The organism is Paenibacillus sp. 2RAB27 (assembly GCF_052115445.1).
In the GTDB taxonomy this organism is placed as follows: Bacteria; Bacillota; Bacilli; order Paenibacillales; family NBRC-103111; genus Paenibacillus_E.
This window is the reverse complement of the sequence record NZ_JBFRGR010000002.1, coordinates 376,358-392,663: the sequence shown is the minus strand read 5'-3', so window position 1 is coordinate 392,663 and position 16,306 is coordinate 376,358. Positions and strand designations below refer to the sequence as shown.

The 16,306-nt window shown below is 44.7% G+C and carries 6 protein-coding genes; all 6 read left to right on the top strand.

From position 1 onward, the window contains the following. Positions 1 to 20 precede the first annotated feature (20 nt). Positions 21 to 275, top strand: a complete 255-nt coding sequence (locus AB4114_RS04340; RefSeq protein ID WP_441987311.1) for a hypothetical protein — start codon at positions 21 to 23, stop codon at positions 273 to 275. 35 nt (positions 276 to 310) lie between these two features. Then, positions 311 to 1,951 (top strand): helix-turn-helix domain-containing protein, encoded by a 1,641-nt coding sequence (locus AB4114_RS04335; RefSeq protein WP_441987310.1) that lies wholly within the window; start codon positions 311 to 313, stop codon positions 1,949 to 1,951. Between the two features lie 114 nt (positions 1,952 to 2,065). Beyond that, positions 2,066 to 3,373 carry an ABC transporter substrate-binding protein gene (locus AB4114_RS04330; RefSeq protein WP_441987309.1) on the top strand — a complete coding sequence of 436 codons (1,308 nt, stop codon included), beginning with the start codon at positions 2,066 to 2,068 and terminating at the stop codon, positions 3,371 to 3,373. A gap of 147 nt (positions 3,374 to 3,520) precedes the next feature. After that, a complete protein-coding gene (locus AB4114_RS04325; RefSeq protein WP_441987308.1) occupies positions 3,521 to 9,835 on the top strand; it encodes a discoidin domain-containing protein in 6,315 nt (2,104 codons plus the stop codon). 81 nt (positions 9,836 to 9,916) lie between these two features. Then, on the top strand, positions 9,917 to 11,701 hold the full coding sequence (locus AB4114_RS04320; protein ID WP_441987307.1) for an S-layer homology domain-containing protein: 1,785 nt from the start codon (positions 9,917 to 9,919) through the stop codon (positions 11,699 to 11,701). Between the two features lie 36 nt (positions 11,702 to 11,737). Further along, positions 11,738 to 16,201: an NPCBM/NEW2 domain-containing protein gene (locus AB4114_RS04315; RefSeq protein ID WP_441987306.1), complete on the top strand. Its 4,464-nt coding sequence runs from the start codon at positions 11,738 to 11,740 to the stop codon at positions 16,199 to 16,201. Positions 16,202 to 16,306: the final 105 nt, after the last annotated feature.

Here is a 16,306-nt window from a genome sequence, read left to right as displayed (position 1 = left end):
ATGTAAGGGGGGCAATTTGAATGAAATTTTGTTTATATGATACCAAGTATGAACGCATCATCCTTGTTGCGAAAAACTTGACGATGGCTTTTTCGCAGAAAGAAAAGTTCGCACTATCCAACGATGTATCTGTTCTTCCACTTTTATCAAAAGAGGAATACATGCTATATCCACATTCATTTCGTGGGATCGTTAACGGCCAAAGTTATTTGTTGTTTGAAGCACCAGGTTGCCTCGAGCATAAGTATGATCGTGTGATTGTTCAAGATGCGTAGAATCCGGATGACTTTCAAGAGGGGAAATGAAGCGTATGTTTAGGGTGATGATCGTCGATGATGAGCCGCTAGTGAGACTTGCTTTGAATGCCCTTATTCCCTGGTCTGAATTGGGATGTGTTGTGGTAGCTGAGGCTGTAGATGGACTTGGAGCTTGGGAGCGCATATCGGGTTATCAGGATATTGATCTCATGATTGTTGATATGAGCATGCCAATTATGGATGCGCTCACGCTGCTATCTAAGCTGCAGGAAGCTAATCTGGCTCACGCTCCGATGAGTATTGTACTGAGTGCCTACTCGGATTTTGAATTTGTACGAAAGGCATTTTTACTTGGCGCTGTTGATTACATCATGAAAGCAGATCTTGACCCTGAACATATTATACCGGTCATTCAAAAGACAACGAGCCTCCTGACCGAAAAGTCGGTATTTTCGGCAAATTTGGATAAGCAACATCATGAGTTAGATAGTAAACAGCGTGAAAGTTGGCTGCGAGGTTTGATCTGCGATAAAGACTATACATATAACCATAATGTAGCGCAAGATGATACGTTTCAACAGTGGGTGACGGCATATGCAAGCTATCAGGTTGTCCTAGTAGCTATATTGCCGGATAAACCATCGCCTGATATCTCATTGTCTGACGCTGTGGAGATCGGTAATTATGAACATTTGGCTAGAACTATTCAACAAAGGATCGAGATCGTCAAGCATCCATTCGAGCTTATTGCTGTTCAAGAGGATGAAATTTCACTCCTTCTCTGTTTCGAATCTTCGACTTCCTATTTAAATTTGCGAGGACAAGTGATGGAGCTCTTAGACTCCTTGCGAAATACGGTCAAAAATTTTCTGAACGTTTCGCTATCGATAGGTGTATCTGACGCATGTAAGGATTGGAAGAGCTGGCATCTCAAGTACAGCCAAGCAAGAAGCTTGGCTTGTCTGCGATTCTCAGAAGGTCCAGGGCGTGTCTATTATCCTGAAACGATCGTCATGAATGATCGACCCTATCTAATGCCATGGGATCATGATCTGATGATGCACCGTATGGAGAATGGCGATATGAACTGGCAGAAGCAGTTGTACGAAGGATTACACCAATTGAGCGAAGTGTCTAATGTGACCTTGGAAAGCGCTCTTCCTGTGTATGAAGAATTAATTTGGAATATTGGCGCCTTGCTGCATGCGAAGGGGATGAATTGGACGCATGTGATTGAGACACGGCGAAGGCCCTATGAAATTGTTGAGCAGTTTACATTCCGTGAGGATCTCCATGCGTGGATTGAGCAACTTGTGATCAGGTTCGCAGAGCTGCTTCATCCTGATAAAATGCGCGAAGAAAACCCACAGCGCTTAGTAGAAAAAGTTAAACGTTACATTGAGAAGCATTATTGTAGCAGCATCACCCTTGGTCAAGTGAGTGAATGGGCGCAAGTCACGGAGAGTCATCTCAGCAAGCAGTTTGTCAAAGAAACAGGAGAGCATTTTATTGAATATGTCACGAAACTACGTATCAATGAGGCGACAAGGTTAATTGAAGGTGATATGAAAATGTATGAGATTGCTGTGAAAGTGGGGTATGAGAACCCCGAACATTTCAGTCGAGTGTTCAAAAAATACCGGGGAATGAGCCCACAGAAATATCGGGATTGTTACGCTAAGAAGAAAGAATAAACCCCAAAATTTATCAAGGTAATCACTAAATATATCAATGAAAGCGTATTCTGGTTTTGTGTAAGATAGGGGTGTAAACAACTTAACGTAACTTCAAGGGGGTAAACAAAGATTATGAAAAGAAAATTAGTTACATCTGTACTTTCCATTGCCTTAACTTTCGGACTAGCAGGATGCGGAGACAAAACGACGCCGACGGGCAATAGTTCTTCGGTTACACCTACGATCGCAGATAGCAAGAAAGAGGATGCGATCACATTGAAACTTGCAATGTGGGATAGCGACAGTGGATTTCTAGACAGCTGGACAAAGAAAGTGAAAGAGTTCTCGAATGTGATGCCTAACGTGAAAATGGAAGTCGAAACGTTCAAAAGTGATGGCGACTATTTGCAAGCAATGAAAGTAAGACTAGCAGCGAATGAATTACCAGATATTATTGAGCTCAAGCCTAATTTCATCAATGACTTTAAAGCTGAACTCCTTCCACTAGATGATTTAAGCGTAACGTCCAAAAATACGAAAGCAAAGCAGTTCGCAGTAGATGGTAAAGTTCTTGCGTTGCCGATGATTTCTTTCCCTGAACTTGTTTACTATCATCCGAGTGTGTTTAAAGAGTTGAACTTGAGTGTACCTACAACGTGGGAACAGTTTGTAAGCGCATTAACGACGATTAAAAAAGCCGGAAAGTATCAACCTTATGCAATGGGCGGTAAAGACTCCTGGCCGAATTATCCGTTTAATGAGTTCATGCCAATGTTGGCATCAGGCGATGAGAACTATTATGACAAAATTGCCGCAATGGACAAACCTTTTGATAAAGGTACACCATTCTATCAAGCCTATAGTGATATTCAGAAGTTGTATGATGCCAAAGTCATGGGCGCAGATCCGTTAGGCTTAAGCAATGATCAAGCAACAGGATTGTTTGAAGCGAAAAAAGCAGCTGTGATCGCTGCCGGATTATGGTACTTACCGCAATATCAAGCGAAGGTAGGCAATATTGATGATTTGGCAGCATTCCCATTGCCTGCACGTCATTCGGAGACGGAGCCGTTGAAAGTGATGACGTTTACGGATAACTTCTTCGGAATTAACAATAAATCCAAGAATAAAGAAGCGGCTAAAAAGTTCCAAGAGTGGATGTTCGGCTCAGATGCTTACACATTCTATGTCAATAAAAAGCAATCGAATTCCGTGATGGATGGCGTTAAAGCGGATGTTCCATTCTTGAATGATTTCTACAAAACGAACAAATTTGAAGAATTCAACTATCGTCCAGGTGGAGAGAACTTCAATAAATATGTGAATGCCATTCAGTTGGATTGGAAGAAGCTTGGTCAAGAAATGATGGGCGGTACTGCGTTGGATAAGATATCTAATGACCTAAATAACAATTGGACGAAAGCAAGAGCAAGTAAGTAGGTTTTAAAAGGGAGAGGGATGTGTGTGTGGATAGACACCTCCTCTCCTATCATTTAGGGAATTAGTTCTCTTTTTTTTTGAATAAATCGGTAAGCGTTTCCAAATTATGGTTATAACATTTAGGCTATTTAAAAGGGGGTTGTATGGATGACTAGAAAAGTTGGAAAAAGAATATTTGCTTCTTGTCTTGCTTTTACTTTAGTTTCACCTGTGTTTTATGGATTAACTGCTCAGAAGGCCAGTGCTGCTACGACTGCTATCACGTTAGACCCTAGTAATATGCAACAAGCATGGGATGGGTGGGGAACTGCATTAGCTTGGTTTGGGAATGTAACAGGAGGTTGGCCAGACGCCAAGCGAAATGCATTGGCGGATGCCCTCTATTCGCCTCAAGGTTTGAATTTTAATATTGCCAGATACAACATTGGCGGCGGTGAAAATCCAGCTTACGAGACGATGCGTCAAGGTGGAGAAGTGCCTGGGTTCTCGCCATCCGCAGGCGTGTACGATTGGACGCAAGATGCGAATCAACGCTGGTGGCTCCAAGCTGCAAAAGCAAGAGGAGCAAATAAATTGGAAGCGTTCTCCAATTCTGCTCCCTACTATATGACGGTCAGTGGCAGTACGACTGGTCATACAGATGCTTGGAAAGATAACTTGAAATCGACAGAGTATGACAATTTTGCTGAATATTTGGCGAAAGTTGTCGAACATTTCGATGCGGAGGGGACACATTTCAACACACTCTCCCCGGTGAATGAGCCGAACACGAATTATTGGGGATTTGGCGGGGGACAAGAAGGTTCTCATTGGGATACGGCTTCTCAAGCCAAAATTATTAATGCCACTCGCGCCAAGCTCAATGACAAAGGGCTGCAATCTGTTCAGATTTCGGCCATGGACGAGACAAGTGTAGATACATTTATGACCAATTGGAACTCTTATGATGCTACAACTAAGGCTAACATTGGACAAATGAATACCCACACGTATAGTGGATCAAATCGAACTGCTGTGAGAGATGCCGCTAAATCTGCTGGCAAGCCGTTATGGATGTCTGAAGTGGATTTGGGTCCTTCTGGCGTTGCTCACAATCACGATGATTTTGAACCGGCATTGGCATTAGCCGAAAGAATAATGACGGATATTACTTGGCTTGAACCTAAGGCTTGGGTCCTTTGGCAAGCTATTGAGAGCGAGAAAAATATGCAGAAGGAAAACATGAACTGGGGTCTCCTTCACGCAGATTTTGATACACAAGATTGGTATTACGGGAAAAAATATTACGCGATGGCGCAATTCAGCAAATTTATCCCGCAAGGTTCGAGATTTATTGCTGATAACAATGACAACACATTATCGGCCTATGACCCTATACAGAATAAAATCTATGTTGTATATCGAAATTCGAATACGAGCAGCCAAGACATCTCCTTAAACATGTCAAAGTTTGATTCGATCACCGGGAATGCCACACCTTATGTTTCTTCCGCTACGGAAAACGTGGTCCAGCAGGGAAGTCTTCCGGTTATGAATAACACATTGCGCGCAACTGTTGGAGCGAAATCAATTACAACGTTCGTTATTGACGGCGCCTCGTATACGAGCAGCACCGTTATTCCTCAAAGCCAGATGAGTGTAACGGCAACCAGCGCTGCCTCAGGGGAAGGACCAGAAAAAACGTTAGATGGCAATACGGGATCCAATTGGCACTCTGCTTGGTCAGGCACGCCAGCTCCAGCTCCCCACTCTGTCATTTATAAATTGGATAAAACGAATGGAACAACTTATAACGATATTTACCAGTTGAAATACTTGCCTAGACAGGATAGTAGTTTCAACGGTGTTGCAACCAAATATGAAGTCGCTGTCAGCACAGACGGCACGAATTTCACGAAAGTTGCCGAAGGCACATGGAGTAACGACAAGTCAGAAAAAACGGCCACTTTCTCGGCAGTAAGCGCTTCCTATGTGAAGTTCACAGTCATTCAGTCCAATAACGGATCTGGTACACAGTTCGGATCGGCTGCTGAAATCAATATCGTGAGAAAGCCAGGGTTTACCGTAGATAAAGCCATGCTAAACAGAGCAATTACTAGTGCAGAGGCGCTGCTTACTACAAATCCAGAGTTGACTGCTTTGCAAGCGTTAGTGAACCAAGCTAAGACAGTTCGTGATACGGTCAACGTAACACAGGAAGATATTTCGAAGATGGCAGGCAGTCTGGCTACGGAATATAACCTCCGTTACAGCCCGATTGGACGAATCCCGCAAAGCCAAATGACGTCATCGTCAACAAGTTCAGCCTCCGGTGAATCATCAAGTAAGACGTTGGATGGAGACACCGGAACGAAATGGCATACGGCCTATGATGGAACGTATACACCACTTCCGCACGCGATTACTTATAATCTTGGCAAGGCTTATGACGGTGTATACAAGCTGAGCTATGTGCCTAGACAAGATTCAGATTGGAATGGTGTAGTGACCAAGTATGAAATTTCCGTTAGCACGGATGGCGTCGCTTATACGAAGGTCGCAGAAGGGGCATGGGATGCGGACAGATTGGAAAAGACAGCAACCTTCAGCCCGCATGGTGCTACTTATTTAAAATTTACGGCACTTGAATCGAAAAGTGATACTGGCAAGCAGTATGCATCAGCGGCAGAAATCAATATCTTTAGCATGGCTGGTTTTACAATGGATAAGTCCAGCCTCATAGGAGCGATGGCAACTGCAACTACTTTTATGAATGGCTTTACGAAAGATCCTTCCTATTTGGTTAATTTGCAATCACTTCTTACGCAGGGTACTGCACTGCTGAGTAGCGCAACCGCTACGCAGGAAGGAATTGTGAAACAGGCTGGAAAAATTACAGCGGAGATCGCAAATCTCCAAGTCGATGAACAAAAAATCACTGGTATTAAGGTTTTTTATGCGCCAGAAGCTTATTCCTCGAATCCTGCCAGTCTCATGCTGGATAACAACAATTCGACTTATTATGAGACAAATTGGGCATCGAATGGAAGAAAATACACATCAGGAGATTATTTGATCATAGATCTGGGTCAGAGCAAAGCTGATGTTGGCAAGATCACGATTACACCAAGGCAAGATAAAGCAAACGGTAGATTTAAACAATTCAAGGTTTACTACAGCGATGAAGATTTAACGAATGTATCGGTTAGCGGCACGCAAGCTTACTTGAATGAGCACTTCACTTTTGTGGCGAATGGGGTTTGGGATGCTTCAAGCGGAAGTGTTCAGACAGCTACGTTCAATTCGAACAAGGCGAGGTATATTGCTATTCAGGCGATAACCACTGGCGGAGACGGGAATACGTTGAGTGCAGCAGAAATCTCAGTTAGTCAGAAGCAAAGAGCGGCTTTTGATACAAGCAGTTTGACAAATGCGATTACTCAATTGCGGACAGCTTCGAGTATTAGTCAGAAAGTAGCATCCACGATTGAAAATCAAATTGGAGCGATCGGTACGATTAGCGATTTGACGAAGGAAAGTATTGCTTACTACACCAAGGTTCTGCAAGATATGTACAATTTATACGCGACGATAGGTCAAACAGATTCCATTAAGAGCGGTGAAGTGTGGCTGGATGGAGACGGTGTCCCAATTCAGGCTCATGGCGGTGGCATTCTGTACAACGAGAAGAACAAAACGTATTACTGGTATGGCGAAGACAAAACGGAAAATAATGTTGGCTCGGGTTATGTACCGGTAACAGGCGTTCACGCGTACTCTTCGAAAGATCTGTACAATTGGAAAAATGAAGGGGTTGTATTGCCGGTATTCAACAACCCGCAACTAGGCGAAGATGTATTGTCTGGCGGAAACCTGCCACTGTACTTGGATGAGAATTCTGAGACTTACAAGAACAGCGGAGTTCCATTCGATCCTAATCGAGTTGTCAATATCACGGATCGAAATGGCGATTACACACGTTCGATGAAATCGCCGGTCAATTCGTTAAGCAAACATAATTCACCTGAACGCATAGCTGAGCTTAATGCCTTGTATGCGGACAAAACAAATGCAGTGAAGCAAGAGATGTATAAAGATTTCAACTGGGATAAAGTTGTTGAACGTCCAAAAGTCGTTTACAACAAGAAAACGGATAAATATGTGATGTGGTGGCATCAAGACGGGCCGATCGCCGGTAAGTATTGGACGGCGGCAGGCGGCGTTGCAATCAGTGATTCGCCAGCGGGTCCATTCAAGTATCTCGGCACGTTCCGATTGCCGAATAATGGATGGGGTGGCAGCGAAGGAGAAGGCATGCTTCGCGACATGACGCTGTTTGTAGACGATGACGGCAATGATGCGACGGATGACAAGGCTTATCTGATTTATGCATCCGAAGGGAACGAGCGGACTGTCATCACGATGCTGAATGATGACTACACGGGTCCGGCTACGAATGCGAACGGCCAGTCTGTGGAAGGTACTCATTATGTGAGAGCTTTCCCGTGGTACAGAGAAGCGCCGGCGATGTTCAAGCAGGATGGTGTCTATTACATGATTACATCCGGACAGTCAGGTTGGGACCCGAACCAAGCGGAATATCATGTGGCGACAAATGGCATATTCGGCCCATGGGAACATAAAGGCGATCCGTTTGTGGATGACTGGAAACACACGACACATGAAAGCCAAAGCACGCATGTTCTGCCTTTCCGGGATGGCAATGGCGATCTTGTGCCGAACAAATTTATTTTTATGGCCGATCGCTGGTATCCAAGTGATCTGAAGGATTCCAGATACGTATGGCTTCCGATCGATCTGAATGCTCAGAACCGGACCATTAGTGCAAGATGGTATGCGGAGTGGGATTATTCCTTCTTTAAAACAGGTACGACAGTGAGTTTCAACACTAACGGCGGCAGTGAAGTTCGTTCTGTATACGGAGCCGTTTCCGGTTCTACTATTACTGCACCAGAGGCTCCAACGAAAAATGGATTTACGTTCGGTGGTTGGTACCAAAATGCAGCATTGACAACAGCATGGGATTTCACAGTTAATACCATCCCAGCGACAGATATCACCCTATATGCGAAATGGGAAGCCATTGCAGCACCAGTAATTACAGGAGTTATGCCTGTAAGCGTGGCTACGGCTACCTATACACCGCCAGTACTTCCTGCGAATGTGACTGTCGTTTATAACAATGATACAACGGCTACTAAATCGGTCCAGTGGAATCCGATTAACGCTTCTGCGTATGCAGTAGCTGGTACTTTTAGTGTGAACGGAACTGTAAATGGCACAGCCATACCTGCTGTAGCTAATGTTACGGTTACGGATAACGTGTATAACGTACTATCGATAGCAGTCACAAGTTCGACGTCGACGATTACCGTGAAGGATGGAAGCCTTCAATTGCAAGCTTCGGTGCTCCCTGCCAATGCGACGAACAAGTCAGTGGCATGGTCCGTCTATGAAACAGATGGCGTATCCATAACGGATAAAGCCATCATCGATGCCAATGGATTGCTTACGGCGAAGAAGAACGGAATTGTGAAAGTGGTAGCAACAGCTACAGACGGCAGTGGTATACAAGGCTCTAATTATATAATCATTAGCGGCCAGACACCATTGCCGACCAATGTGCCGCAGGCAACGCTTACGGGTCCAGATCAGGTTCAAGCCGGCGCATCATTCTCTACGAATTTTGGCTTAAACAACGTGTCTGCTAACGAATCTTCTTCGGTATACGCGATTGATATGAAACTGAAATTTGATGTGAATGCCGTTAATTATGTATCTGTGGACTTGTTAAGCTCTGATTATGAATTGATTCCGACCATCACAAACGTACCAGGAGAAATTCGGATTATAGCTGCAAGCAAAGGAGCAGCGGGGGCTATAACAACAAGCGGAGATGTATTCAAGATCAATTGGACAGCGAAACCGAATATGCCATCATTGCCGCTGAACTTTGAACTGACGAAGGTAGCTGTTTCTAATGGACTAGGTCAAAAAGTGGATTCCCAGTTAACTACTTTAATGGTTTCCGTTGGAACTGTGAATAAGACAACGCTTCAGACACTTATCGACATAGCGCAAAACATCTATGATAAAGCGGTAGAAGGATCCGATGTCGGACAATATCCAATTGGTAAGAAGGCAGAGCTAGCCCAAGCTATTGCCATCGCCAAAACGATCAAATCGAATTCTGCGTCTACGCAGCAAGAGATCGATAATGCAGCTAATGTGTTAAATCAAGCGGTGCAAGTCTTTAACGAACAAATGATTACAGTCTTCGCACTAGGAGATGCCAATGAAGACAATTTAATCAATATTGGAGACTTAGGCACAGTAGCTTTATATTTCGGAATGCATACAGGAAGTGCGGATTGGAATAAGGCTAAAGCAGCAGACGTCGTTCATGACGGAAAGATCGACATTCTCGATTTAACGAAAATTGCTAGTTTGATCTTAGAATAATAAATGACATGAATTGGAAAGAGAAAGGAGAATCCTTTCTCTTTCCAGTTTCCTATGCTACTAAAGAAGGAGTGTGCCAAAATGCGCAAAGTTGGTTTATTACTAATGACCTGGATGCTTTTATTGACGGTATTACCGATCGGAATGGCCCTAGGGGCAGGGACTCCGTCATTCACAGCAGAGCCAAATGTTTCTCAAGTGAAGGTAGGAGAGAACGTAACCATTACAATTCAAGGTCACAATGTAACGGATTTGTACGGATATGAAGTTGTATTAACGTATGACGCAGCGCGACTGGAATTCAACAAAGATCAATCGAATGGCTCATTTGAGGGTTATAAGGTTGTTCAAAATGCTGGTAATCAAATTACTTTCGCTTTGACTAAAGTGGGTAAAGTAGCAGGTGAGAGTGGCGACCTTCGTATGTGTACGTTGTCATTCAAAGCTATTCAAAGTGGATCGGCAAACGTAAGTCTGCAAAAAATGACGACAGTGACTTCACAATTATTGCCTACTGTTTGGCAGCTAAGCAATCAAGCTTCGATTCAGATTGACGCAAAGACCACCGGATCAGGGCCAGGAGCAGGAGCAGGAGCAGGAGCAGGACCAGGACCAGGGCCGACAAAAGAAGATCCGACTCTATATGTACCCAAAGAATCAGAAATGCGGACTGAGGGAGGCGGGACATCGGTAACCGCAGTTATCGATCGTGAGAGACTGACTCAAAAACTAGCAGATCTTCACACATCAACCAGTATGGATCATCCAGTTCTTAATTTTGATATTCCAGGGACTAGTGCATCGAACGCTGTAGAACTGCCACTGGATATCTTACGCAACAGTCTGAAAGATAATCAAGGAACCATTTTGACCATACACACTCATTTAGGCACGTATAATTTGCCAATTTCGATACTAGACCAAGCTCGTACGAATACCGGTTCAGATGCTAGCGCAACACTCATCATTCGCATTGATAAAGCGAAAAGCCAGCATGAACTGCAATTTGATCAATCCATCACAGAGAATGGTATGAAGCGAGTAAGCGATGTCATCGATTACAAAATCATTCTGAAATCCAAGGATAAAGAAGAAGAGTTCCACAATTTTGGCAACACTTTTGTAACACGTGTTGTTCAATTAGATAGTGTCATTCAGGATCCTTCGAAGGCTACTGCAGTTGTGTACGACCCGATCACGGGGGAAATGCAATTCGTACCATCTGTGTTCACAACGAAGAACGGTAAGACAGAAGCAACCATCATCCGTAACACGAACAGTATGTATGCTATCGTTCAGAATAAGAAATCATTTGACGATATGATTGGTCATTGGGCACAGAAGGATGTTGAGGATTTAGCTTCCAAAATGATTATCAACGGGACAACGGATCACACGTATACACCGGAGATGCAAGTGACGCGGGCTCAGTTTGCAGCACTTCTTGTAAGAGGACTGGGGCTACAGGCAGAAACGACACCATCCGGATTTACAGATGTTGCTGCTACACAGTGGTATGCGTCGGAGGTAGGTACAGCAGCGAAGTACGGTCTAGTTGAAGGGGTAGGCGAAGGCAGATTCAATCCGGATCAACTGATTACGAGAGAGCAGATGGTCGTGATGATGATGAAAGCGACTGGGCTCGTTCAAGGAACATCAGCATCTAATGCGGCTTCGACGAATACTTCGTTCGCTGATCAAGACCTAGTGTCGGATTATGCTCGCAGCGCGGTAGCAAATGCCGTGGGCAAAGGATTGGTTCAAGGCAAAACAGAAACGACGTTTGCACCTCAAAATGTAGCCACTCGCGCTGAAGCGGCTGTCATCATCAAACGAGTGCTTCAATATGTGAATTTGATCAATTAGCCCATAAGTAATAATCCTCAAAAGGAGGGGAATTAATTGTGTAAGAAGATTTCAACATGCGTAGGACTTATATTTATGCTTCTTTTTGTCTCAGTGGCCCCCGTGTTTGCGACTACAAATAATCAAAATATAGCAAGTCCAGTGGTAAATGATAGTTACACGAATCAGAAAAACTATGTGGACCTCAGGTTTGGCATGTTTATCCACTATAACATGGGAACCTATCATGATCAGGAATGGGTAACGCCAGGACAAGATCCACTTTCTTTTAATCCTGAGCATGTGAATACGGACCAATGGGCGACAGCCGCCAAATCCGCAGGCATCAAATATACGGTTCTAACGACCAAGCACCATGACGGGTTTGCCCTGTGGCCAACCAAATATGGCAATTACAACGTGATGAACAGTTCCTACAAGAAAGATATTGTAAGGCAATATGTAGATTCCATGCGTGCGCAAGGAATTTTGCCGGGGCTATACTTCTCTATCTGGGATCGTCAGCAAGGTATCGCAAAAGGTTCCGTCAGCAGAGCGGATATGGAATTCATAAAAGGTCAATTAACGGAATTGTTAACGAATTATGGCGAAATTCCTGTTCTAATTATCGATGGCTGGGCTTGGGCGATGGGGCATAATGAAGTTCCCTACCAAGAAATTCGCGAATTGATCAAGCGCCTACAGCCCAATATTCTTATTGTGGATCACAATGGACAAACGCAGCCATGGGATGAGGACATCATTTATTTCGAAGAACCTAAGGGCGTTTGGGCACCTTCCAACAATACGTTTGCCGCTAACCAGGGCATGCCGCTCGTCTCCAATCAATGGTTCTGGCACAATTGGATGACGAATACAGAGCCGGCAAGCGTGCAGAATATTGTGCAGGATCATCTCGGTTATTTGGAACCGAGGTATACAAACTTCTTGCTCAACATTTCACCGAACCCGAATGGGGAGTTGGATAATAACGTAGTCAATCGATTAGCGCAGATCGGACAAGCTTGGACACCGAATCAATCACGTCCTCCACTGCCGCAACAGCCAATCGTGATGGAGCATCCGATTACCGCTAATTCAGCAACGGCTACTAGCGGGAATGCGAGCAATGTGATTGATGGTCTTATGGATTATGTAGGCACTTACTCTGAGACTGTTTGGCAAACCAGCGGATCTCTGCCTCAATCCATTACACTGGATTTGGGATACACGTACAGCAACATTAATATGTTAAATTACTTGCCTTCGCAAAATTTAGCACAAGGCATGATTACTTCGTACACGTTATATGTGAGTGAAGACGGTATGAACTTCACTTCGGTTAAAAGTGGCACATGGGATGGGGACAAGACCATGAAACGTGTGACCTTCCCATCCCAAACAGCACGCTATGTCAAAATGGAAGTGAATTCGGCCGTAGGCGGCTTCGCTGCTGCAGGCGAGTTGGAAGTCGGATCTTACACCAATGCAACTCCAACTCGGACGGGGATTGACTCCTTTGATGCCAACACGTTGTATCGCATCGTCAATAAAGCGACAGGCAAAGCATTGGGCGTTGGCAATTCCTTGACGAATGGAGCGGCTGTTGCCGGGCGAACCCAATCGGGTGCGCTGGATCAGCAATGGGTGATTGACGATCTGGGTCTGGGCAAATATAAGATTGCCAATAAGCTAAGCGGGCAAGTTATGGATGTTCCAGGCGCCAGTAAATCGCCTGCGAAGGCAATCATTCAATGGACAGATTCTGAAACGGCTGCAGATCCTTCCGCCATCAACCAGCAGTGGGCCATCTCCAATGTGGGCAATGGCTACTTCAGAATCACCAATGTAAACAGCCTGTTGGCATTGGAAAACAGCAACGGTTCTGCAGCTGACGGAAATCCGGTTGTTCAAAACACGTTTACCGGAAGCGACAGTCAATTATGGAGAGTGGAAAGACTGCCTTCTCTGATTAAAAATGTGAAAGTGAACGGAGTGCCAGTCAAAGGCCTTCATGCTGAGAATCGCGTAGCGACACTGGCTGTTTTGAGAGAAAAAAACCTGGAAGTTCCAACCGTTACAGTGGACAAAGCGTCTGAAGACGTCCAATTGGTCATCACCCCAGCTAATAGCTTGCCAGGCGCGACGACCATCACAGCTACAGCTGACGGCGGTGCGACGCAAGAAGTATATACGTTGAACTTTGAGCTGGTGGATCGTTATGCGAGTGATCTGAACTGGTTAAGCGCATCCTCAGGCTGGTTAACCGTTAAGAAGGATAAAAGCCTGGATGGAATCGCGATAAAGTTAATGGGCAGCAACGGCGCTGTAACGTACGAGAAAGGCTTTGGCGTACATGCCGAGTCGAGAATTATGTTTGACATTTCCGATAAAAATTATAAGTCCTTTACCGCTCTTGTCGGGGTCGACCAAGAAATGGCCAAATCGCCGTCTTACGCTGACGTGGAATTCAAGGTGCTTGTAGACGGCGTAGAGAAATTTGCGAGCGGTGTAATGAAGGTTACCGACGTGGCTAAACCGGTCGATGTCAGTGTAGCTGGCGCAAGCATCGTGGAGCTGGTTGTTAATAAGAGCGATAGCGATAATAGCGAGGATCATGCAAGCTGGGCCAATGCGACGTTTAGAGTTGCGGAAGGTAAATCTGAATTGAAGGAAGAATTGCCTGAAGTTGACTATTTGAGCGACTTGGCTTGGATAAGTGCACAATCCGGATGGAGTACAGTTAAGCGCGACAAGAGCATCGACGGCAATGCGATCGTATTGAAGAATGGAGATCAGAATCTTTCCTTTGCCAAAGGCCTTGGGACCCATGCCAATTCAACAGTCAAGTATGATCTTACTGGCGCTAATTATGGAACTTTCTCCGCCTTTATCGGCGTAGATAAGGAAGTTTACGGAGGAAGCAACAACGGTTCGATACAGTTTAAAGTGTCAGGAGTGAAGAACGATGACACGATTGAATCGCTTTACTCCGGAAGTTTGTTGAAAGAAACGGATGATGCCAAGTTTGTAAAGGTAAACGTTAAAGGTTTTAAAACGCTTATATTAGAAGTTACTGATGCCGGCAACGGAAACAGCGAGGATCACAGCGATTGGGCGGATGCGAAGTTAACTGTTGAAGCAGCAACACCAGTGATTTCTGGCGTTATGCCAGTTAGCGTGGCTACGGCTACTTATGCGCCACCAGTACTCCCTACGAGTGTAACAGTTGTATATAACAATGCGACAACGGCCACTAAATCGGTCCAGTGGAATCCGATTAACGCTTCTGCGTATGCAGCAGCTGGTACCTTTCGTGTAAACGGAACTGTAGATGGCACAGCCATACCTGCTGTAGCTAACGTTACAGTTACGGACAACACATATAATGTACTATCTATCGCAGTCATAAGTTCGACGTCGACGATTATCGTGAAGGACGGAAGCCTTCAATTACAAGCTTCGGTGCTCCCTGCTAATGCGACGAACAAGTCTGTGAAATGGGCGGTCTATGAAGCAGATGGCGTAGCCCTAACAGATAAAGCAATCATCAATACAAATGGTCTGCTTACGGCCAAGAAGAACGGGATAGTAAAAGTGGTAGCGACGGCTACTGACGGCAGTGGTGTACAAGGTTCCACGACGATTACAATTAGCGGTCAAATACCGCAGCAGAGCAATGTACTGGAAGCTGCCCTTACGGGGCCGACAACCGTTCAAGCAGGGTCGTCCTTCACAACCAATTTTGGCTTAAGCAATGTGTCAGACAGTGTACATTCCGCGGTATATGCGGCAGATTTCATAGTAAGCTATGATGTCAGTTTGATGGACTATGTTTCCGTAGATTCGCTGAAATCTGGATTCGAAATGCAACAAATCCAAACGGATGTACCAGGCCTAATACGAATTACGGCTGCGAGCCAAGGAGCAGCAGGGGCTTTAACAACGAGCGGAGATGTATTCAAGATCAATTGGCATGCGAAATCGATTCATCAACCCGTAACAGCCAATTTCCAATTAACTGATGTTACTCTTTCTAATGAGCTAGATCAAACCATGGCGTCTACAACAGTTAATTTGTTGGTTTCTATTCTTACCGTTGATCAGACAAAGCTTTTGGCTGTCATGAATACAGCGCAGTCCGTATATGATAGCGCCGTTGTGGGAGCCCATGTCGGGCAATTTCCGGCAGACGCTAAGGCAGCGTTATTACTCGTTATCAACGCTGCGAATAGTATGAACTTGAATTCTGCGTCTACTCAGGAGCAGCTGGATGAGATGGCCAATGTATTAAACCAAGCCATTCAACATTTTAACCAACAAATGATTACAGTCTTCTCGACAGGAGATGTCAATAAAGACACTTTCATCGATATTGGTGACTTGGGCACAGTAGCTTTATATTACGGAAAGGATACAACGAGTGCGGATTGGAATGAGATTAAAGCTGCCGACTACAATCGCGACGGCAAGATCGATATTATCGACTTAGTAGGCATTGCACAGTTGATTATCCAATAACTTAGAAGTCTTTTATTCTACGCAAGTAAGCGCGAGTTACGAGGAAGTTATCCCCTCCAAACTCGCGCTTTTTTATATAACCCCCAAAAAATATCAATGCAAGCA